Origin of the sequence: Vibrio diabolicus (assembly GCF_011801455.1) — a bacterium.
Classification (GTDB): Bacteria; Pseudomonadota; Gammaproteobacteria; order Enterobacterales; family Vibrionaceae; genus Vibrio; species Vibrio diabolicus.
Genome location: NZ_CP042451.1, coordinates 1,747,372 through 1,768,767 on the forward strand (window position 1 = coordinate 1,747,372; position 21,396 = coordinate 1,768,767).

Genomic DNA, 21,396 nt, shown 5'->3' on the forward strand with positions numbered 1-21,396 from the left:
CAAGATAAAACATGGATTCTACCCCTAAAGAGTAACGTGATTTTACTCCGGCTTACCTGTTGCCACTAATGAAAATAAACAAAACGTCTATTTCCATAATGGAAATAAGCTAACGCTAAATTAGGTTATTGCAACTTACGCTATTGAAATAATCCAACCATGCACCGAACACGCGCTTTCTCATCGGTTTGCCGTCGACAACATGACGCCCGCGCTAATAAATACTCCGCCAGTCAGGCGATTGAACAACTTGGCTCTTCCAGCGACAAACAGCCAGCCTGAAGCTTTTACACCTAATAATGCATAAAATGTTAGCCAACTTAGCTCAAACACCACAAATGTAGATGCAAAAATCGCGTATTGAGCCAACAAAGGCGCAGAGGGATCAATGAACTGAGGAAACAAAGCGGTAAAAAAGACAATCGCTTTCGGGTTACTAGCGCCAACAATAAAACCACTGGTGAACGCGCTGAGCGCATTCGAGGAGCTTTGGACGGCTGCCGTTTTGTTAAAATCCGTTTGAGAAGAGCGCAGCGCTTGAATGCCTAACCAAATTAAATAAGCGGCACCACACCATTTGATGATATTGAAGACCAGCTCAGATGAGGCAATCACAACTCCTAACCCGGTAAAAGAAAGCGTTAGTATAATAGTGATCGCTGATAAACTGCCTAGCGCAGTCATGAGGGCAATACGAAACCCACTACTCACACCTTTACTTAAACACAGCAATGAGCTTGGTCCAGGCGATGCAGTAAGCACCAAAATGGCCAGGGTGTAAAAAATCCATGTATCAATTTGCATTGGCATCCCTTCCGCAAAAAGTAGAGGGTTATACCTCAATCTTTATTGAGATATTCCTAACTCGGTTTCCATCCATGAAACTCGATTCTTTAATAACCACCTAGTCCCTACATAATTTAGAAACCATTAATAGATAGTTATGCAATAAAAATACGCTCTGCATGCAAGGTTGTAAAGCATGTTTATTTTTCTTAATCATAAAAAGGCTTGGGATCGATTTCTAACGATGACGGAGCGACTGCTCTTTCTATTTTGTGTAGGCTATTTTTCAAATCGACCATCGCCACATCGATATAACGCTGATATTTGCGTGAGTAAAAACACTTCACTTCTGGCTTTAAAGCTTGAGAGTCATTTGAGGACCAAACAATACCAACACGCCCATCACTCAACTCAACAATAGAGCCCACTGGGTACATCCCAACGCAATTAATGAACTTGTAGACTAGGTCTGCATCTAAATGAAATGGCGTTAAACTCAACAAGATTTTAAACGCTTCTGCTGAGCTCATGCCTTTTTTGTAGCAGCGATCGGCCGTCAACGCATCGTAAATATCAACAATACAACTCATGCGGCCGTGAATCGGAATCTCATCGCCCTTCAAGCCTCTAGGGTAGCCATTGCCATCTAACTTCTCATGATGCATCAAACAGACATCGCGACTCACATCACTAAGGCCCTTTACATGGAGAATAATCTCACCAGCGAACACTTGATGTAGCTTCATGTGTTCAAACTCTTCAGGTGTTAGCTTTGCTGGTTTATGCAAAATCTTGTCATCAACTTTAATTTTACCTACATCATGAATGATGCCACCAATAGCGAGCTGCTTTAATGTCTGCTTATCTAACCCCAAGTACTTACCAAATGACACTAAAAGGCAAGCCACATTGACGGAGTGTTCCAACAAGTAGGAGTCTTTTTTTCGGAGTGCAGAAACACATTGCAACGCATCTGAGTCGATAAAAACGCTTTCAATGACATCATCGGCCCAAGCTTCTACCTCATCAACTTCAATGATTTTGCCTTCAAAAGTTTGATTCAATAGTTTCTGCGCCAGATCTTTTGCTTCCGCAATTAGCTTTTTGGCTCGTTTATGTTGAACATCTCTCGAGCGATAAGCGCGTTGAACCTTCGAAAAGTCAGAGGGCTTGGGCTCTCGCTCTTCTTCTACGGCAACAATGGATTCATCCACAGGCTTAAAGACACACTTCTGAGAAGATAATGTTTGATCTACCCAAACATACTTCACGCCGCTCGCGGTAAGCTTCTTAATGCCCTCTGGGCTAGATATCCGCCCTGCATTGGCTAAATTTACGCGCTTGTTGTGCTCTATCGCGGTAACAAACATACCAACGCCGACATCAGCGAGCGCAATTTTAATTGAATTTTTTGGATCGTACTGCATAAAAAGAAAGCTTACTCGATATTAACGGCAGTATTATAAGAGATTTGATTAATTGGCGTGATAATAAATTAGAATTGATTACTATTAATGAGCATCCTGTCAATTAATAACCCATCGCGATCACTAAGCCCTTTTTGTTATTATGGTCTTTAGCCTAGCAAATATACAGATATGACACTCAAGAGCAGAACCTCTAACCGACACGTCTTAAAATAACTTGAGGATAATTATTCATAAATATTTATAGATTGCGGACAGCATCAATAACTGTATTTTATAAATGATTTTTACTGTTGACTATTTTTTATAAATGTCGATGATTAGCCGCCTAATCTTAGTATGTTATTAACCTAGTAGCGCATAAAATGATAGCCAAACAATTTGAACTGATACTTTTGTGATTGTAATGTACGCCAACAGATCAACTCTATGTTATCACCCCCACACACTCATCTCTGATGCTAACACGCTCGAGGAGGAAATATCTTGACCACCATATTTGACCAACAAGCCTCAGATAGTGACCGAGAGTTCCTGAAAATCGTTGAAGAACGATTCATTCATATCTTCGACGTATTTAACGAAGGCCTCTTCTACATGGATGAGTTTGGTACCATGGTATTTTACAACAAAGGCTTCTATGAACAGCTCGGTATTAACGCTGGCCGAATCAGTTTAGAGCAGTGGTTAGAGCTTGTTCATCCTCTTGATCGAGAAGGGCTGTCCACAAGGGTCGATGCGCACATCACGACCAACAATAAGAGGGTTACAACCACTTACCGAGTGCGTAAACCCAATGGACAATACGTCTGGATAGAAGGCGTAGCCATGACCAAAGAAACAGAACATGGCCATTACATGGTTGGCAGCCATCGCGATATTTCTGAGCGTAAGCTGATGGAAAGTTACATCCATCAAGTTGCATTTCATGACAACGCGTCAGGCATGGCTAACCGCGCCCATCTCTTGCTGGATATCGAGGACAGTGTACGTACCACCGATTCTTGCGCGTCTATTTGTTATATTCAGATCGAAGACATCAAATCTTACTTGAATCAATATGGCAGTGAACTGGTCGATGGGTTAGTAGAGAAGTTGCTACAAACTCTCAGTCACTTGCCCTCTCCAAACAGCTCGGTGTATCGCGTGCATGATGATGACTTTGCGATTTTGATTCACGATGAGTGCTCAATAGAAGCGCTACAGAGTTACGCTGAAAGTTTAAAACAAACCTACCATGAAGCGGTGATTGAAGAAGGCCAATACCTAGGTAGCAACATTAGCATTGGTTTGTATCCTTGTATTGACCCTAGTCACTCCGCAGAGGAAATTTTACGTAAAGCGGCAAGAACTTGTCAGTACGCGAGCGAACAAAATAGAGACCGCGTCGCGGTCTACAGTGAGAAGACGCAGCATGCCGTTGATCGCTACTTCTTTATTGAGCAAGGTCTTAAAAGTGCGCTAGAAAAACAGACATTAAGTGTTAAGTTCCAGCCAATTATTGACGCCAAAAGCTCAAAAGTGGTGAGCTTCGAATCACTAGTGCGCTGGCGTAGCAAAGAGTTTGGCGAAATTTATCCCGACGAGTTTATCCCTGTAGCAGAGAACAAAGGATTGATCGTCGAACTGGGATATCAAGTATTTGCCAAAGCGTGTGAATTCATCAAAAACTACCGTGAACGTTACCAAAACCAAGTTCGTGTTAACGTGAACGTTTCTGTACTTCAGTTGATGAACAGCGAATTCCCTACGCGAATTAAAGCCATGGCGGATGAAGCAGGCGTTGACCCCGAGTCCATTGTTTTGGAACTGACAGAAACGTTTATTTTGGATAATAACCAGACGGCCATTGCTCCCCTAAGCACGCTGAGGGAGTTAGGTTTTGCACTCTCGCTCGATGACTTTGGCTCTGGTTACAGTTCATTAAATAGCTTCTTCGACTTGCCGATGACACAAATCAAAATTGATAAGTCGATGGCATGGAAGACACTGACCAATCGCTCTTCTCAAGAGTATTTGAAGTTTCTTATCACTATGTGTCAGGAAAATAATATTGAAGTGGTGATAGAAGGCATCGAAGACGCAAAAATGTGTGACTTCTTTTCCGAGATGGGCGTCGATTATTTGCAAGGTTATTGGTTCTCTAAACCACTCTCTGTTGCCAGTGCCAGTCGCTATTCATTGAGCTAAACCGTTCTTCGGCGAAATAATCCCAGAATTAACGATATTCCGCACGGCCACGTTAAGCATGCTGAACTACTCGCAGTAAATTTCAGACACTAACTGGCCGTGACGAAAACAACCTTAGAGAGCCTTGATTAACGTAGGCGCTCAAAAACAACACTCTGATCTAAGTGTTCGTGATATTGAGTGTAATCTAAGCCCATATCAAAGATATATTGAGTCACCAAGTTTCTAACGCACTCAATCAATTGGCTCGCTTGCCATGGCTTCTCAAAGTAGCGATCAATACCTGCGGAGTTAATCGCATTAATGGTATCCGTGTGCGTCGCCTGCCCCGTCAGAAGCACTTTACGTGTACGAACAAAACGACTGTCTTGTGATACCTCTGTCAGTAGTTCCACTCCTGTTTTACCTGGCATGACATGATCGGAAATTATTAATGCGATCATCTCGCCTTCTGCATCAAGCTCATCCATCAGTTCTAGAACCTCACCTGCGGATTCGCAGTCTTCGATATTCAACCACTGATGTAACGGCTCTAAATCTTGTAGAACCGCGCTTAATACCTCTCGTTGGTCATCAACGCAAATTACATTAAGCTTCTCCATGTTCACCCTCTACTGGTAACTTGATTCTAAAAATTGTTTTTTCACTGTCGCTCTTTACCACAATAGAGCCGTTATATCCGGCGATAATGCGTTTCACAATCGACAGCCCTAATCCTAAACCAAACGACAACCCACCCTTTTTAGTGGTGAAGTTTGGCCGGAAAATTTTTCTGCGTGTCGCTTCATCGATTTCTGGTCCGTTGTTAGCAATCGTGACCAAAATTTTCCCCTTACTCTCTCGAGTATGTATTTCGATCCCCGGATCTTCGGTTTGACCAAGTGCATCACACGCATTCTTTAAAATATTGACCCAAACTTGGACGAGTTCGGTTTGAGAGCCGACAAAGTCCGGCAACTCCGCTGGGCTAAAACGTACGCTCACGCGTCTTAAGTCACTTTGCAATAGGGCCAGCGCTCGATTGATTGAGTCATTAATATTAAAAGCTTCATCCAAGTCGATATCCGTACGCCCCAATTGTTTCACTGAACGTACAATGCCAACAGTATGTTTAGAGGCAATACGCAAATCATGAAGGTCTCGCCCCATTTGCCAGAAACGTATCGCTTCTTCGGGTCTTTTTAACCAATGCTCCGACAGGAAATTATTTGGAACGGCACGAGCGAGATCACGCGCGAGATCCTTGGGTAAGCCGTAATATTTTTCGAAGTGACGCCCCCGCTTTCTCGCTTCGCTGGAAGAGACTTTCTGTCCTTGCATCAAACCAAAATCAAAAAACTGACTCGCTTCCGGATGAACTTCTTCAAGCAATTCCATGATGACCGACTCGAGTCGCTCAGATTTACTGCTTACCACACCAATAGCATTGTTCAACTCATGAGCAATACCCGCGGCAAGCTGCCCTAACGTTGTCATTTGCTCTGCAGTATGAAGCTTTTGCAACGCTTTTTCTTTAGCTAAGGCCTCTTGCATTGCACGCCGTTGACGCCGAGATAATTCGTTCACCATCACAGGCATAAATTGTGTCGTCAATGGTCCGTATGTCGCCTCTTCCACCGCGGGCGTATCACGCTGTATCCAAGCCAGTTCAACATCGGTTTGAGCAATCACTGTCGAAGAGGCTGTCCATGTACCAGAAAAGAAACTATGTACGCCAATAAACGCACCTTGAGACGCAGAAAATACCTGAATTGGCTTCTTGTCGTCTTCCGCATAATAGCCAGCCAACTCTCCTGAAAGCACGTAGTACAACCGATCGTTGTAGCCAGCTTGCTCGATCAGCACCGATCCGGATAAAACCGTTAATCGGCGTTCAAGATGGTTAAAATAGCGTTGTACTAACGCATCTAGTTTCGTTTCGTACATGGGTTACCCAATATGCCCAACGGTATGTAAAATCCAAACCATAACAAAACTAAGTAATACACCAATCACGCCCAGCACTGCACCGATACGAGCCATTTGGCTGCTTTCGACATGCCCAGTAGCATGAGCTAACGCGTTTGGTGGCGTACTGATTGGTAACGACATACCGAGTGAAGCGGCAAATGTCACGACTAAGATCAGCGTCACTTCTCCACCCAATGGCGTTAACGAAGTCATCGAGGTACCTAGCGCAGCCATAATCGGCATAAGTAAGTTTGCAGTAGCCGTATGCGACATAAAGTTTGCCATTAACAAGCACAAGAAAGCCGCACCAAACAAGACCACATATGGCGAGAACTGATCAAACGGAATACTGTGTACCACCAGCTTCGCAAGCCCTGTTTTATCCAGAGCAAGACCCAGAGCGATACCACCTGACACCAACCAAAGCACGTCCCAAGAAATTTTCTTCAAATCTTCCTTGTTGATAATGCCCGTCAATGAGAATACCGCGACCGGAATTAATGCCACTGTGTAAGAGTTCATTCCATGTGCTGAACCCATCAACCAAAGAATAATCGTACCTGCGAAGGTGACATAGACAATCATCGCTTTTGGTGTTTTCAAAAACTTGCTCTTAATATTCAGATCGATGGTGGTTTGCTCGGCTTTATACAAAAAGCCAATCAGAAACCACGCTAGTGCCATCATTACAATGACGAATGGCACGCCAAATACCATCCATTCACCAAAGGTAATTAAGTTGTCACCAACCAAATATTTCAGCGCGATAGCATTCGGGGGCGTGCCGATTGGTGTACCAATACCACCAATGTTGGCGGCAACAGGAATACACAAGGCAAACGCAATTCGACCGGGATCTTTAGGTCCAAATACCGCAATCACAGGGGTTAGAATCGACAACATCATCGCTGTTGTTGCGGTGTTTGACATAAACATGGAAAAGACAGCGGTGATCAACATCAAACCCAACATAACGAACTTTGGGTTTTGCCCAAATGGTTTTAGCAACACGCGTGCTAAGTTGACATCCAGCCTGTACTTTGTCGCCGCCATAGCTAAGAAGAACCCACCGAGGAACAGCATAATAATCGGGCTAGCGAAAGTCGCCATTATCTCGTTATATTGCAACAGCTCACCAAAATGTGGCTGCCCTTCTTGCAAACGAAAAAGTACGATGCTTTTATTCGAAACAAGCAATAGTTCGAGCACAATGATAACGACCGAAGTGGCGTAGATTGGAATGGGTTCAAACACCCAACAGAGTGCAGCAAGCAAGAAGATTGCGATCACTCTCTGCTGGACGATAGTAATGCCATCAAATGGGAATGCAGAGAGGGGCATTAACCAAATAAGCAATGGTATCAATGTTGGAATAATGTATTTGAGATAAGGGCGCATAGTACTACTTCTCTTCCTGAGATGGTTAGCCAGACACATTTAGCGTTTGGAACGTCATTACCCACCGCAATACCGAAGCTTTTAGGCTCTGACTAAGCCTTCAGAGACGAAAAATGCAGTAATGGCTTGTTCCAGAGAAGATTATGCACACTGTTTTCAAACAAAACTTTGGTGCGAGATCAATGAACTTGTTTTCACATTGGAAAACATTTTATATCTGTGTTCAAGCTCACTAAATGCTCACGATTTCAGTGAAATATACTTTTCCATCATAAAGTTAGTTAAGGTTTCTCCCCTAACTTCAGCACGTTGCTGAACCTTAACTGTGAACCCCATTTTCTCGTAGAAAGGTCGGGCAGTGATACTCACTTCAGAGTACAGTCGCTCTATCCCCTTTACTTTCGCCTGTGAAAATAGAAAAGACATCAAATCACGACCAATACCTTGGCCTTGATATTCATGGTGACAAAAGAAATGGTCAATCAAGCCGTCACTTTGCAAATCACAATAGCCAACGATCTGCCCTTCTATTTCCGCGATATAGGGTTGAATAGCATCCATTGTGCGTTGCCATGAATTGAGATCAAAGTCTGATGGGGCCCAAGCTGAAACTTGTGATTCGGTATAATCGCGACGATTAATGACTCGTACAGTGTGGTAAAAAAGTGTCCACAATATTGGAGCATCCTCTGTGCGATAGCGACGTATTGAGAGCATCGATTCAACCATTCCTATTCGATAAATACCAAGTATTAACGCAAAGTAATACTGGTGAACTCATCATTTTCAATACCAACCACTAAAGGCTTTTCAAGCTGATCGCTGTTCATCAATACGGTGGTATTTAGCTCTCGACTTGATCTGCGTATTTTGCTTTTTCTGATGATATGTATATTCACAATGTAATCGGAATATTCCTTCGTGACTCCTCCAGAAAACTCCACATGTTCACTTTCATTATCTTGAACCACATGAAATTTTCGATTTGCTTGAATATCAGCGCTGAGTGAAGAGTCACCATAGTTCAGTACAATGGACGTTGGTTCACTATCTTGATTGGCAAAACAGCCAAATGCGAACATGCATAATGCAAGTATACTTTTTGATTTAAACATTGGTTATTCAATTTCTAATTATTTTTCTGCCATTTGCATTACCAAACAGCACTCCTTCAATAATCGCCCATTGTGCCACAGGTGTACGCAAGTCTCTAAATACAGTAAAAGGATGTACGATGAAATTCCGCTAAAAATGGGAAAATCACAATGCAGCTGAGGATAAGCCAGCCTACTTAATCACTCCAAACAACACCCAAGCAATTGTTTTTATTGAATTTAAAAGTAATAAACAATGTAAGCAATATACGTACAAGCTCTTACTTTTTCATACGCAACTAAGCGAGTTAATAGAGAAAGACAATATTTTCTATGCCACATGTTACAAATCTACTCATCTCATTATCACGTATGATCCGATATTGTGGCACTAGCCTTCCCTTCTTTTTAACGAAGGGAAGTTTTAACAATAAGGCTTGCACCTATTTTATAGCTAAAATCAATAAAGCATTTCCAACATCAGTTGGTCTAGGAGCGATCAATGAAAAACTCTCTCAGTTTTACTCATCTATTAAAAGTTGGCTTGATATCAATCGCAGCTTTGATGGGTGGATGCACTCAAGGAGATTGGCGTACCGCAAGCAGAGAACCTGCCGGTATCGCGCCTGACCCTTCCAATGTGAAACATGCCGTAATTGAGTTTTATGCCGCAGATGCATTTGGTTGGCGAGGCTGGTTTGCGGTGCACACTTGGTTTGCGATAAAGCCTGAAAATGCGAACGAATATACCGTGTATGAAGTGGTCGGGTGGCGCGTGAATCGTGGACAACCCGCTCTGTATCAATACCAAACGGGCACACCAGATCGCTACTGGTATGGTGCGAAGCCAGAAAAAATACTCTCAATACAAGGTGAAAAAGCCGATAAACTTATCCCCAAAATACAAAGCGTTATCAACCAATACCCTTGGGCTGAAGAATACACGTTGTTTCCAGGACCAAATAGCAATACATTCCCGGCTTGGGTGGGCAAGCAAATTCCGGAGTTAGAACTCGACTTGCCATTTAGAGCAATTGGTAGCGGCTACGCCAACGAGTAAAACAAAAGCTTGGTAACTGGCGCGTTTTACGTTCAGCGCATAGCACTATACCTATTGTGCGTCTTCACCTAACTCGGTTCTGTTTCTTCCGTTGCGCTTTGCTTTATACAGAGCGTTGTCAGCGTCTTTCATTACCGCTTCAATTGGCATATCGTTGCCTTTCCAGTGAGAAACTCCAAGTGATACCGTTACCTTACCAACGACCAGGAAATCGTGTTTTTCTACGTTATGCCTAATCCGCTCTGCGACATCAACCGCGTGATGAACATCCGTCGCTTCAAGGAACATCATGAACTCTTCCCCACCGGAACGGCAAAGATGATCATTCGCTCGGGCTTGCTCTTTCATCAACTGAGCGAATTCTTTGAGTAGATTGTCACCCACATCATGACCATAGTTATCATTGACGCTCTTAAAGTGATCAATATCCAAAGCTAAAATAGAAAAAGCGGTGTTTTCCTGCTTAAACAAGCCTAGAACTTTGTCTAAGCCGCGTCGATTTAACAACCCAGTCATCGCGTCTGTTAGCGTATCCAATTGCAGCTTATCAATGGTTTTTGAAACGATACCAAACGCTTTGAGAAAACTGAGCTTCAAATGTGAAGCCTCAAAATACCAAGACTTAACCAGCTTCAAATCATCGATGGATGAGGAGTGCTCTTCTACTCCTCGAACAGCGCCAGCCAATTGCCATAATGGTCTTGAAATAAGTAGAGAGAAGAACCAGATTAACAGCAGAGTTAATAAACCAATTGGAATCGATTTGAAAAATACACTCCACATCTGCTCATCTAGCACCATTAACGTCATTGATTTCGGGCGCTGAGCGACAATTCCCCACCCTGATGATTCAACTGGTGCGTACCCTGCAAGCATTTCAACACCGCGAGAGTTCACAATTTCTTTGTTACCACGCTGACCCATTGTCACGGCGTTAATTGCCATATTATCGTTGATCACTTCGCCAACCCGCGATTTATCTGGGTGGTAGATCAGCGTATTGCTTTCGTCCACAACGTAAAGGAAAGAGCCATCTTTGTAAGCATGCTGGCTAAGTAATTCCGCAAGAATATTGTCCTTCTCTAAATAGATAGTACCGCCGATATAGCCTAAATATTCATTGGACTGAGAAAATATAGGGTATGAGATCGTTAACAGATAATTACCTGCGGGTGAGATGAATGGCTCAGTGACAACGGGCGCTTGAGCATTTAAAGATTGACGTTTTCTTTCACCAACGAGCTTTACACCTTTCACCTGAAGTGTCTCTGGTGAGACAGAAATAATGACGCCTTTCGCATTAACGACAACCACAGAGTTGAATGATTTGGTTTGCTTTCTCAGCCTCTCCGCCTCTTCGTCAAGAAACTGAGCATCGTGCATCTTATCTTTTAGCAAGTTCGCACTGTATTTTAGCTGCGACATTGAGCTTTCTATGAAAGAGTCAGTCATTTCTGACATTTTTTGCGCATAAACGCGGTTGGACTCTAACGTGTTATTGATGATGAGATCTCGTTGCACTCGATAGATCGAATAAAACGCATTGATCAAAGTGACAAGCACACTGAAAACACACAGGATTACAATAAGGTTTCTAAGATTAAGTTTTTCTTTTCTTCTAAAGGACATTTGCCAACTGCCAGCTTCGATGGCTTTTTGTATGAATGAGCGTATAGGTTATATGAAATCGATTTAATTTTCAGGTAGGAAGTTGGGAGCAATATTAAATATTTTCTCACATAATAGGACGCAAAATGAGCTAATAAGAGAATTCAGTGACACAAAATAAATGCCGTGCCACTGTAATATCGCACAACTTTAAGCAAGCTCTGTGCTGGTCATTACCATTGTCTTTAATACATCGACAACAAGCTGATGATCATCTAACTGCGGTAAACCCGATACCGTCACAACCCCAATTAAACCAGAACCCATGATTCGAATTGGGAACGCGCCACCATGAGCACAATACTCACGCGCATCGAGATGTGGCTGATTTTCAAAATCACGCTGCTTTTGCTTATTGTACAGCGAGAGGTAGTAAGAGCTGTGACCATATCTCAATACTGAATTTCGCTTTCTACGAACCCAATCCAAATGGTCAGCGCACGTTCCTGTCATCGCGTATTGAAATAGCGTTTGTCCAAAACCGTAGACCTCAATAGCCACAGCCGCGTCACAGGCTTCCGCCGCTTCTTTTAAAGCTAAACCAATAGACCACGCTACTTGGTGGTTAAACTCTTTCAATTGAAGCTCATGCTCTTGTTGAGCGACGAGCTCAAGCGTTAAGCTCATGATTTCACCTGAATCGTTTTACCCGTTTTACTGCTTTCCAATGCCATCTCAATCAGAGCGATATTCTGTATTGCTTGAACGGCAGGAACCGGGTTATCAGTACCCAGGCGAATTGCGTCCGCCACACCAACAAAATAAGCTTGATACGCACCTCTCTCCGTTTTGATAGTTTGCGCACCGTCTTCGTCGTAGCGGACACCGTATAACGCCTCGTCCTCTTCTGACCAAGCATCGTTCTCCGGTAATCGGCCTTCTTTTAAGTAACCTTCTTGAGGATCTAATCCGTATTTTTCATATTTAGCCTCAGTACCCAATACTTTATAACGCAGGTTTGGTTCTGGGCTGTATAAGTTTGAATGTAAATGCACAATATGGTCTGGGTAATGAAGCACTAAGTTGTAGTAATCAATCGTGGTCGCGCCCGGACGCATCATTCGACACTGTGCGTCTATCGCATCTGGCAAACCAAATAACACCAAGGCCTGATCGAGAAGATGGGGAGCAAGATCGAATAAAATACCACCGCCATCTTGAGCCTGCTCTCGCCAGCGTTGACGAACTTCAGGACGGTAGCGATCAAAGTGCGACTCAAACAGCCTCACATCACCTAACTTACCTTGTTCGATAAGAGATTTAACGGTAAGAAAGTCGCCATCCCAACGCCTATTATGAAAAACGCTCAGAACCAATCCTTTTTCTTCTGCTAAGGCGATCAACTCATTCCCATCTTCTATGCGCGTTACAAACGGCTTTTCGACAATGACATGTTTCCCATTGTTCAACGCGCGCTTTGCGAGCTCGTAGTGCACGTCATTTGGCGCAGTGATGATCACAAGCTCAGCGTCACTGTCATCGAGTAAAGTATTGGCATCAGCAAACCACTGAGCATCTGGCCAATCATTTTGGACCGCTTCCTGTTGACGAGAACTTATTGCGCTCAACGTCAAGTTTGGCAGTGCTTTAATGAAGGGTAAGTGGAAAGTTTTTGCTGAATATCCGTAACCAATCACGGCGGTCTTTACGGGATCGTAAGCCATACTAAGATTCCTTATTTCGGTGAAACAACAATACATTCAATATCATTGTGGTCGAGAAGTTGTTGAAAATCTGATTGAGGAGCATGATCGGTAATAACGATGTCGATCTTTGACAAATCACATACATGGTGAAAATTGTCGCTTCCAATTTTGCGGGATTCACAAACGACAATGACTTGTTGAGCTTGCTCTATCATGGTTTGTTTCATGGTTGCTTCTAGCTCATTATTTGTCGTCAACCCTCGGGATGACAACGCGCACACACCAATAAACGCCTTATTCACATGATATTGCTTCATTTGCTGTTCTGCTTGTGCACCCAAGATCGCTCTGGCGTAGGGGTCAAAGTGTCCACCTAAGAAATGGACGTCCATTGATTCACTTTTTTCAGCAGCGATTAGTACGTCAATACTGTTGGTGACCACGTTGAGCTTATCTTCTTCACAGCGTGCTTTTTCTACGTAAAGTGGGAGCAGAGATAAGATAGTGCTGGTATCAATAACAAGGTGGTCACGCTCATCCAAAAGCTTAGCGGCCGCTTGAGCGAGGCGATGTTTAGTGTCGCTAATTGCTCGACTGGAGTACGCCTCTGTAGAGGAAGATATCGGGGCAAGCATGACGCCACCTCGGATTCTTTGTAATCCCGGTAGTTGGCTCAACTTAACTAAATCTCGACGCGCTGAATCTCGCGAGATGCCAAAATACTCGCAAACTTCCGATAACGTTATTTTGTTTTGTAGCTCTAGCTTGGCTCTGAGCTCTATCAATCGCTCTTCTTGCGTCATTACTTAAATTCACTTAAGTGGTTTTAAGCAATGATGCCACACAGCAATCAAATAACCAATACGGACGCACGCAATATTTGCTTATGCTGATACCAAACAGAATTGTTAAGTTGAGGAGATGAAGAGCGTTTTGCTCATCACCCCCTATCAAAAAATTTTTGGTGTAATGTTTGCGTTGGCTGGGTCGCTACTTTTTCATGGCTTCTTTAAAAACTTGATTCCAATCTTGTTTCATATCGACAAACAACCAACCTTGCTCTTCACCCACTTTAAATGATTTGTCTAATTTCCCCACGTGAGAGTCTTTATCATACGCCCATTCACGCTTGTCATCCGTGTGATGGATAACCGCTGAAAATCGTGGGCCAGACCCCGCTTTAGTCCACTCTAACATTTGTAAGTCACCGTCAGAATTACCAAATGCCATCACCGGGCGCTTACCAATGAAGTTCTGAATCGTGACAGGCTTCACCGCTTTATCATTCACAAAATCAATTTCTGGCAAGCGTTGAATCGTTGGCTTTCCATCAACAACCTGATACTCCGCTTTTAATGTCGTCCCAACGATATTTTGCGTTGGGATCCCGTACACTTCTGGTGCCCAAACACGCATGAAATCAATGCCACCTCCAGAAATTATATAGGTCTGGTAGTCATTTGCTCTCAAGTAGTCGAGTAACTCAAGCATCGGTTGATAAACCATTTCAGTGTATGGCTTTCCCGTCGTAGGATGCACGGCCGTTTTCATCCACTCCTTCACTTCTTGATGGAACTGATCAGTCGACATTCCGGAGTGAGTCGCCATAACAAGCTTCATCACACCTTCAAGGCCTTGCTTGCCAACCCCCTCCAAGTCACCTTTTATTGCCGAAGCAAAAGGTTCTGTTGTTTTCCAATCAGGATGCTCAGAGGCCATCTCTTTCACTTTATCGATCGCAAAAAACAGCTGTAGATAAACGGGTTTTTCTGCCCACAGCGTCCCGTCATTATCAAACGTAGCGATCCTTTGGCTTTCAGGAATATAAGCGTCCGAGCCTTGAGTCGTCGTTTTAGTAACAAACGCCATAATAGCTTGCTTCGCACCGGTGTTGTTCCATGACGGCAGAGGATCTTGCACATCAGCAGCAATGCTATAGCTAGACAGAGCAAAACTTGTCGCAAGGACAATCACCTTTAACTTTATAGCCATTTTAATTCCTTATATTGAGGTACGGGATGCAAATCCAAATGAAAGTATAGTTCACGATTAACAAGCGCAATTCAGAGCAACATATGCAACGACACCAGAAAGTGACCTTGTAACTAGAAACACGCTTTAATTAAAGAAGCTTACTGATAAAATGTTGAGTTAGCTGGCGTCAACCTGCTCTGAAGTACTTTGACGTCCCTTTTTCTGATTAAGCTCATCAATCACGTAATCCGGAGCCACTTTCTTAAGTTCCGCTAAACACTGTTCAGACTTGGGGTTATCGTACCGAATGTAGATATCACACACTGCATAAAGCTGCTCCGGAGCGCCAGAGATCAAATAAGCTTTTTCAAAAGCGTCCACAGATTTTTTAAGATCTAACTCTTCTTGCAGAACACCATTTAAGTACCAAAAATAACTGTTGTTCTTTGCCATGTTAGCGGCCTTTTCAATTTCGCTAGCGGCATCATGCTTCTCACCAAGTCTTACTAGCGCCAATGACTTCGAGTAATGCAAAGCAGCGTTATGAGGAAAAAGTGTGATTGCTTCATCAAGTACTTGGATAGCTTGTCGATCTTTTTGTTGCGCTCGAAAATTGTCCGCATAGCTTAACCAGACTTGCGGGTTACTTGGCATCAGTTTAGTTAGCTCTGGATAAATCAATGCCGCTTTGTCCCATTCTCGATGCCAACGATATACATCGGCAAGGAGTAATCTAGAAACGTTGTCAGTTTTCTGCGACAAGTAGGATGTTAAATCAGTCACCGCGCCTTCAAGTGACTGTTGCTGCTCCGAACTTAAACTGGCATAATCTCGAACCAAGTTTATCGCTGCGGTAATTCGAACCATTGCATCGTCATCACTTAGCAACGGGGAAACCAGACGCCAGCGATGCTCTATCATATAGGGTTGAGCTCCTACAATTGCTGCTTCACGAATTCCAGCATCTGCATCTTTCAAACCACGAGCGACGGCAACCAAAGCGTTTTGGCTGGGGTAGTTGGCTAGTTCACGTAAAGCATCAATACGCTTTTCTGAAGACAACTTCTTGTTTTGTGCATCATAAGACAATTTTTCGATTTGCTGTGCTAGCGTCATTGGTTCTTCTTGAGATGCTATCTCAACGGGTGAAACTCTATCTGAATTGAGCGGAGGTTTATCTTGAGCCCAAGCGCCTTGGCTTAACGCTACACTCAGCGTGAACGTTAAAAGTGACTTCGTAAAACGCGTTATCTTTTGCATTGATGAGACCTTACTTTTATAAAACTGGACCAGTTGAATCTTAGAACTTAGTGTCAAAAACAGGTCGATTAGACGCTTTCAGGTGCAAAGCCTTATCACTGTATTTGCCGTGTACCACAGGGTTGCCCATCGCTCGTAAAATGTACGCCATTGATTTGTCGACATGCGCAAAAAACTTCTTCCAACCTGCACATAGATAGTTAAGGCCGGGTTCACCTTCTCTGGTGCGAATAAAGCGGTTTTTAGGGCATTCTCCAAAACATGCAAACTGATAATCGCAATTAACACACTGCTGAGGCAGTGTACGACTTTTAGCAAACCCAAATTTCTGCTGGTCAGGGCTATAAGCGAGAGTATCGAGTTTTTCGCGGTGAATATTTCCGATCTTGTATTCCGGGTAAACATAGTGGTCACACGCAAAGACATCACCGTTTGGTTCCATTGCTAAACCTTTGCCACAGATTTCACCTAGCGTGCATAGTGGGTTTTTTCTTCCCATCCATGTTTCCAAACTCGCTTCAAAATACTGTACAAAAACGTTACCAATATCATGCACGACCCACTCATTGAATATCGCGATAAGGAAGTTACCCCATGCTTCATCCGCCACACAAAATGGCTCGACAACTGAATCCTTGTGGCCGGGAATCAGACGTTTATCACCTTGCATTAGTTGCTCATTGAGCTTCCAAGTTTGTGGCGCTGTTGTTCTGAAAGTTTTCTGCTCAACAATCGGAATAAACTGCATTTGAGGGGAACGTACTTCATCTCGTAAGAAGCGATACACTTCCAATGGGTTACGGCTGGTCAAGTTGTTCACACACGTGAGCGTTGCAAACTTCACTTCATGCTTATGCAATAGCTCAACGGCGTTCATCACTTGTTTAAATGTGCCTCTTCCCGCTCGATTTGTTCGGTAAGCGTTGTGCATCATCTCAGGACCATCGATGCTTAAACCGACAAGAAAGTGGTTCGCTTTTAGAAACTCGCACCACTCATCATTAAGAAGCGTGCCATTGGTCTGAAGATCGTTGGAAATCGTAATACCATGAGGGCGGTATTTATCTTGTAATTCAACAATTCTTTTGAAGTAATCCAACCCCAGCATGGTTGGCTCTCCACCTTGCCAAGAGAAGATAATTTCAGGTGTGTTCTGCCCTTCTATATATTGGCGGATATAGCTCTCTAAGGTTTCGTCATCCATTATTGGCGAGCTCCCTTGCTTATATTCCAACAAATCTTGTTTGCTTAAGTAATAACAATAAGTGCAATCGATGTTGCAGGCAGCACCAATGGGCTTTGCCATCACATGTAAACGCTTAGATGCTTTTCCGTTGAACTGCGGCCCTTGAGTTATGTGCATTCATCACCTTCTTAGTTGCTAACCTGTCCCCAATGATGTCAAACCTAATCATCGAGTTAATCGCCTAGGGTTATGATAATGTTCAATTATTCTCGGCGCTTGTTATAGTGTGTATAACCGTTTGTTATGGTTTTGCTTGCTAGACTTTCTGACCAAAGTCGTTGACGGAGTCGCCGAATGAAGCATCCCAAAAGTAAGATTATTTCCTTTGTCTCAACCATGTCGGTCACGCTGATAATTAATGGGTGTGCAACAACCCCACCACACTCTCTCGCTCAGAAAATCGATCAAGATATGGTTCTTGTCGAAGGTGGGCAGTTTACGATGGGCGCAGATAATCCATCAGCCAAAAAGTCAGAGCGCCCAGCTCGCACTGTTAACGTTGATGGATTCTATTTGTCAAAATTCGAGGTAACTCAATCGGTCTTTGAAGCTGTCACTGGCTCCTCTCTGAGCTACTTTCGAGATCCAAATACACCCGTCAATAATATTAGTTGGCAACAAGCCAATTATTTCATTCAGAAATTGAATGAAAAAACGGGAGAGCATTACCGTCTACCAACAGAAGCTGAATGGGAGTTTGCCGCTAAAGGCGGAATTTTAAGTAAAGGCTTCACTTTTTCTGGATCAAACAATATTGACGATGTGGCTTGGTATGCGAATAACTCGCACAATAAGGCTCATAAGGTAGGTCAAAAGCAACCAAACGAGCTCGGGTTGTACGATATGACAGGTAACGTAGGCGAGTTTGTGATTGATGCTTTTGACGAAGGTTATTACAAAACAGCGCCCAGTGATAATCCGGTAAACGCAAAAGAGGAAAAAGAAAGCCTTGCACACAAGTCTGTACGTGGCGGCAGCTTTGCTTATGGCGCAGACGAATCTGAAAACTATCGCCGCGATTTTGCCAGCCAATCCGTCATTATGTCTGACATGGGCCTTAGACTAGCGAAAGACGTAGACTAAACTAAGTAGAGAAAGTGGCGCGATAAAGGCTCCACTTTTTACTATTGGTGTTTAATCTCTACAGATTCGCAATAGATGCTTTCAGCTGATCAATAGCCTGCTTAGGAGCATAATTACTCAGCTCTTTTAGACACCTATCGAAAGCAAAAGCGACAGCACCTTTTTTATGATTTCTCGCTAGAACTTCGCATTGAGCATATAAATGTTGAGGGTTCCCACCAACTTTAAACGCAGTCTGCAATGCCTTACTGGCTTCCAGAACGTCACTTTTTTCTAAAGCTAGACCATAAACATACCAGTAGTGAGCGTTAGTCTTTCCTAGTTCTGCGGCATGTTTAAGTAGAGCTTTGGCCTCATCTTCCTTGCCTTGGCGTAACAAAGAAAGACCGGCACTGTAAGGTAATGAGCTGGATTTAGGCTGAGCTTTCATCCCTTGTTGTAACACCGAGAGCGCAGCTTTTTCTTTCCCAAGGCGTCTATACAGGTCCGATAAATTCACGTAACTATTTTCGAAATAAGGCTCGATACTTATCGCTTCTTGGTATAACGCAATTGCCTTATCGATTTCGCCTAAGCTGCGGTATACATTTGCCAAATTGGTTCTGCCGAAACCACGATCGGCGTTAAACTTTTGAATGTCCATGTACACTTCAAGCGGTGGTTGAATACTATCTTTTTGTAACGGCGTCATTTGTGCATAGCTGGTCACTAATACCGAAGCCGCCTCCGCCCTCACTGAAAGTACGGGATCATCCAGCAGTGGTTCTAAAATTCGCCATCGATCATGAAACTCATAACCAGACGAGCCCGCGACTGCGCCGAGTCTAATCATTTCATTCTCATTTTTAACGGCCCTTGCGAGCGAAACTGTCGTATTTTGGTCAGTATTACCGCCCGTTCGCTCTAATGCAGAAGCTCGTATGATGTCTTTTAATGATGAATCCTGAGCAGAGTAAGCCAGAGCATTCGCCGCCCCTTTGTGCCCAATTACATCGGCATAAAACGCGACAGCAAAGTGTTGTTGATTGCGGTATTGAGAGTGAGGAAACCATTCGGCTATCTGCGCATCCGCCCACTGGTTACTCTTATCCTCATGACAAGACGTACATACATTGGGCGTGTCGATGTGTTTACTCAAGTCAGGTCTAGGTACGTGCCAACTGTGGTCTCTACGAGGATCGACTTGCATATAAGTCGTTTCTGGCATGTGACAAGTCGTACATTGTGACGCTTTGGATCCCGCTTCATGGAAGGTGTGGTTTTCTGGGGTATATTCTGACGCAATATGACATTGTGAACATACCGCCTCTTCTGGGATGTTTAGTTTTGCCGAATGAGGATCGTGGCAATTGGTGCATGTTACGCCTTTTTCAGCCATTTCAGACTGAAGAAATGAACCGTAAACATAGTCTTCATCGTAAATTTGGCCATCGTGGTAGTAGAGTTCTGGAGTGATCAGGCTTAACCGATATTTATCGAAAAATGAGCCTTGAATGTGATCACCTGTCTCATTTAACTGCGTTCGACGGCTGTGACATTGTGCGCACGTCTGAACTTGATTTGTTTCTGCGATTGCTTTTGGTTGTAACGTTCTGTGGCCCTTCTCAAATACCCACTCGGTTACCGCTTTAGATAAATTTCGGTCAAAACCATAGTGACTATCTGTATCGAAAGAGCCTCCTGTAGATGCGGACTTTTTCGCCAACTCGATGTGTCCACTTGCAGGGCCATGACACGCTTCACAACCAACATTGATCTCGGACCAAGACGTGTTGTAGGTATTTTTGATTGCGTCATAGTTCTTCTTTACATTGGTCGAATGACAGTCTGCACACATGAAATTCCAATTTTGCCCAGTGTTAGTCCAGTAAAACTCATCTGTCGTTGTTGTCTCTGGATAAAGGTGAAACCAGCGCTGACCACCTTCCGATTTCGTCCTTGAATCCCACGCAAAAGGAATGAGCTGTACACGACCGTCTTCAAACTCCACCATATATTGCTGTAACGGTTTCCAGCCAAATGTGTAGCTAATTTTATAATCATGCCATTGACCATCAGGGCCTTGAATATTGACCCAATACTCCTCGCCTTGTCTAAAAAAACGGTTGGGTTGCCCATCATGCGTCACTGTGCGGTTATCAAAATCACCTTGAACAGATTCTGAGTTTGCATGTTTCATTGCCATATCGTGATGAGAGCCCTTCCAAGCCTCCACCTCTTGTTGGTGACATTCCGCGCACGTTTGCGTGCCGACATATTCCAACCCAAGCTTCGTAGTATTTTGGGGACTCTCTATCACTGATGCCTGGGAAAAAAACGAACCACTCACCATGACGATACCCAGAAATAGACACCGAAACCGACCTGCCCACTGACTCATAACTATCCTTAGTATTTAGATGGTGCAACTTGAATCAATATAGTCGCTAACCCCTTGGTTATACAAATAATTAGAAGTGAAAGGCCTTCAAAATGAGTGCTCCATTCTTCGTCCCCCGATTAGGGAGTATCTCGGTGTTTTTGCTGAAACTTTATTCGTCTCACCAGCAACCTGCTCTGGTGTTCATTAGTGACCCATCTCTATTTTTAAAACCTCCCCAAATCATCAGAATGA

General features: G+C 43.5%; 18 protein-coding genes. 3 read left to right on the top strand and 15 right to left on the bottom strand.

The features are described from left to right. Positions 1 to 180 precede the first annotated feature (180 nt). Positions 181 to 804, bottom strand: coding sequence for a LysE family translocator (locus FR741_RS08445; RefSeq protein ID WP_109168383.1), 624 nt, complete (start codon positions 802 to 804; stop codon positions 181 to 183). Positions 805 to 995: 191 nt separating this feature from the next. After that, positions 996 to 2,213, bottom strand: a complete 1,218-nt coding sequence (locus FR741_RS08450) for an HD-GYP domain-containing protein (protein ID WP_109168384.1) — start codon at positions 2,211 to 2,213, stop codon at positions 996 to 998. Between the two features lie 486 nt (positions 2,214 to 2,699). Here FR741_RS08450 and FR741_RS08455 point away from each other — a divergent pair, with 486 nt between their 5' ends. Then, entirely contained in the window at positions 2,700 to 4,403 is a 1,704-nt protein-coding gene (locus tag FR741_RS08455; protein ID WP_167426620.1) for a putative bifunctional diguanylate cyclase/phosphodiesterase, read from the top strand. A 128-nt stretch (positions 4,404 to 4,531) separates the two neighbouring features. On the opposite strand, the gene FR741_RS08460 is transcribed toward FR741_RS08455, so the two are convergent. The 5 genes from FR741_RS08460 to FR741_RS08480 form a co-directional block, all read right to left on the bottom strand. Next, positions 4,532 to 5,005, bottom strand: coding sequence for a response regulator (locus FR741_RS08460; RefSeq protein WP_047008729.1), 474 nt, complete (start codon positions 5,003 to 5,005; stop codon positions 4,532 to 4,534). After that, positions 4,992 to 6,329, bottom strand: coding sequence for a sensor histidine kinase (locus tag FR741_RS08465; RefSeq protein WP_005394159.1), 1,338 nt, complete (start codon positions 6,327 to 6,329; stop codon positions 4,992 to 4,994). Before FR741_RS08465 ends, FR741_RS08460 begins: the two co-directional genes overlap by 14 nt. Positions 6,330 to 6,332: 3 nt before the next feature. Beyond that, positions 6,333 to 7,751 (bottom strand): SLC13 family permease, encoded by a 1,419-nt coding sequence (locus FR741_RS08470; RefSeq protein ID WP_005394158.1) that lies wholly within the window; start codon positions 7,749 to 7,751, stop codon positions 6,333 to 6,335. 240 nt (positions 7,752 to 7,991) lie between these two features. Next, entirely contained in the window at positions 7,992 to 8,468 is a 477-nt protein-coding gene (locus FR741_RS08475; RefSeq protein ID WP_150918632.1) for a GNAT family N-acetyltransferase, read from the bottom strand. A gap of 35 nt (positions 8,469 to 8,503) precedes the next feature. Continuing rightward, positions 8,504 to 8,866 (bottom strand): hypothetical protein, encoded by a 363-nt coding sequence (locus FR741_RS08480; RefSeq protein ID WP_074191410.1) that lies wholly within the window; start codon positions 8,864 to 8,866, stop codon positions 8,504 to 8,506. A 481-nt stretch (positions 8,867 to 9,347) separates the two neighbouring features. Here FR741_RS08480 and FR741_RS08485 point away from each other — a divergent pair, with 481 nt between their 5' ends. Further along, positions 9,348 to 9,905 (top strand): DUF3750 domain-containing protein, encoded by a 558-nt coding sequence (locus tag FR741_RS08485; protein WP_012841873.1) that lies wholly within the window; start codon positions 9,348 to 9,350, stop codon positions 9,903 to 9,905. 51 nt (positions 9,906 to 9,956) lie between these two features. Here the strand turns inward: FR741_RS08485 and FR741_RS08490 are convergent, their stop codons facing one another. From FR741_RS08490 to FR741_RS08520, 7 genes are all read right to left on the bottom strand, one after another. Beyond that, a complete protein-coding gene (locus FR741_RS08490; RefSeq protein ID WP_047008725.1) occupies positions 9,957 to 11,534 on the bottom strand; it encodes a sensor domain-containing diguanylate cyclase in 1,578 nt (525 codons plus the stop codon). Between the two features lie 189 nt (positions 11,535 to 11,723). Continuing rightward, complete coding sequence (locus tag FR741_RS08495; RefSeq protein WP_048626342.1) at positions 11,724 to 12,200, bottom strand: heme-degrading domain-containing protein; 477 nt, start codon at positions 12,198 to 12,200, stop codon at positions 11,724 to 11,726. Then, on the bottom strand, positions 12,197 to 13,237 hold the full coding sequence (locus FR741_RS08500) for an oxidoreductase (RefSeq protein ID WP_167426621.1): 1,041 nt from the start codon (positions 13,235 to 13,237) through the stop codon (positions 12,197 to 12,199). Before FR741_RS08500 ends, FR741_RS08495 begins: the two co-directional genes overlap by 4 nt. A gap of 11 nt (positions 13,238 to 13,248) precedes the next feature. Then, positions 13,249 to 14,022 carry a DeoR/GlpR family DNA-binding transcription regulator gene (locus FR741_RS08505; RefSeq protein WP_167426622.1) on the bottom strand — a complete coding sequence of 258 codons (774 nt, stop codon included), beginning with the start codon at positions 14,020 to 14,022 and terminating at the stop codon, positions 13,249 to 13,251. Between the two features lie 187 nt (positions 14,023 to 14,209). Continuing rightward, positions 14,210 to 15,211: an HAD family hydrolase gene (locus FR741_RS08510; protein ID WP_167426623.1), complete on the bottom strand. Its 1,002-nt coding sequence runs from the start codon at positions 15,209 to 15,211 to the stop codon at positions 14,210 to 14,212. A 159-nt stretch (positions 15,212 to 15,370) separates the two neighbouring features. Further along, positions 15,371 to 16,453 (bottom strand): tetratricopeptide repeat protein, encoded by a 1,083-nt coding sequence (locus FR741_RS08515; protein ID WP_167426624.1) that lies wholly within the window; start codon positions 16,451 to 16,453, stop codon positions 15,371 to 15,373. Positions 16,454 to 16,493: 40 nt separating this feature from the next. Continuing rightward, a complete protein-coding gene (locus tag FR741_RS08520; RefSeq protein ID WP_167426625.1) occupies positions 16,494 to 17,816 on the bottom strand; it encodes an anaerobic sulfatase maturase in 1,323 nt (440 codons plus the stop codon). Between the two features lie 177 nt (positions 17,817 to 17,993). Between FR741_RS08520 and FR741_RS08525 the strand changes: the two genes are divergently transcribed. Further along, on the top strand, positions 17,994 to 18,782 hold the full coding sequence (locus FR741_RS08525) for a formylglycine-generating enzyme family protein (RefSeq protein WP_167426626.1): 789 nt from the start codon (positions 17,994 to 17,996) through the stop codon (positions 18,780 to 18,782). 58 nt (positions 18,783 to 18,840) lie between these two features. On the opposite strand, the gene FR741_RS08530 is transcribed toward FR741_RS08525, so the two are convergent. After that, entirely contained in the window at positions 18,841 to 21,162 is a 2,322-nt protein-coding gene (locus FR741_RS08530; protein WP_167426627.1) for a multiheme c-type cytochrome, read from the bottom strand. Between the last annotated feature and the right edge of the window lie 234 nt (positions 21,163 to 21,396).

What these genes read in the sequence shown, in the direction of transcription:
- FR741_RS08450 (WP_109168384.1), bottom strand. Translation starts at nt 2,213, where the DNA reads ATGCAGTACGATCCAAAAAATTCAATTAAAATTGCGCTCGCTGATGTC.
- FR741_RS08490 (WP_047008725.1), bottom strand. Translation starts at nt 11,534, where the DNA reads ATGTCCTTTAGAAGAAAAGAAAAACTTAATCTTAGAAACCTTATTGTA.
- FR741_RS08475 (WP_150918632.1), bottom strand. Translation starts at nt 8,468, where the DNA reads ATGCTCTCAATACGTCGCTATCGCACAGAGGATGCTCCAATATTGTGG.
- FR741_RS08470 (WP_005394158.1), bottom strand. Translation starts at nt 7,751, where the DNA reads ATGCGCCCTTATCTCAAATACATTATTCCAACATTGATACCATTGCTT.
- FR741_RS08465 (WP_005394159.1), bottom strand. Translation starts at nt 6,329, where the DNA reads ATGTACGAAACGAAACTAGATGCGTTAGTACAACGCTATTTTAACCAT.
- FR741_RS08525 (WP_167426626.1), top strand. Translation starts at nt 17,994, where the DNA reads ATGAAGCATCCCAAAAGTAAGATTATTTCCTTTGTCTCAACCATGTCG.
- FR741_RS08445 (WP_109168383.1), bottom strand. Translation starts at nt 804, where the DNA reads ATGCAAATTGATACATGGATTTTTTACACCCTGGCCATTTTGGTGCTT.
- FR741_RS08515 (WP_167426624.1), bottom strand. Translation starts at nt 16,453, where the DNA reads ATGCAAAAGATAACGCGTTTTACGAAGTCACTTTTAACGTTCACGCTG.
- FR741_RS08500 (WP_167426621.1), bottom strand. Translation starts at nt 13,237, where the DNA reads ATGGCTTACGATCCCGTAAAGACCGCCGTGATTGGTTACGGATATTCA.
- FR741_RS08510 (WP_167426623.1), bottom strand. Translation starts at nt 15,211, where the DNA reads ATGGCTATAAAGTTAAAGGTGATTGTCCTTGCGACAAGTTTTGCTCTG.
- FR741_RS08460 (WP_047008729.1), bottom strand. Translation starts at nt 5,005, where the DNA reads ATGGAGAAGCTTAATGTAATTTGCGTTGATGACCAACGAGAGGTATTA.
- FR741_RS08495 (WP_048626342.1), bottom strand. Translation starts at nt 12,200, where the DNA reads ATGAGCTTAACGCTTGAGCTCGTCGCTCAACAAGAGCATGAGCTTCAA.
- FR741_RS08530 (WP_167426627.1), bottom strand. Translation starts at nt 21,162, where the DNA reads ATGAGTCAGTGGGCAGGTCGGTTTCGGTGTCTATTTCTGGGTATCGTC.
- FR741_RS08505 (WP_167426622.1), bottom strand. Translation starts at nt 14,022, where the DNA reads ATGACGCAAGAAGAGCGATTGATAGAGCTCAGAGCCAAGCTAGAGCTA.
- FR741_RS08480 (WP_074191410.1), bottom strand. Translation starts at nt 8,866, where the DNA reads ATGTTTAAATCAAAAAGTATACTTGCATTATGCATGTTCGCATTTGGC.
- FR741_RS08520 (WP_167426625.1), bottom strand. Translation starts at nt 17,816, where the DNA reads ATGCACATAACTCAAGGGCCGCAGTTCAACGGAAAAGCATCTAAGCGT.
- FR741_RS08485 (WP_012841873.1), top strand. Translation starts at nt 9,348, where the DNA reads ATGAAAAACTCTCTCAGTTTTACTCATCTATTAAAAGTTGGCTTGATA.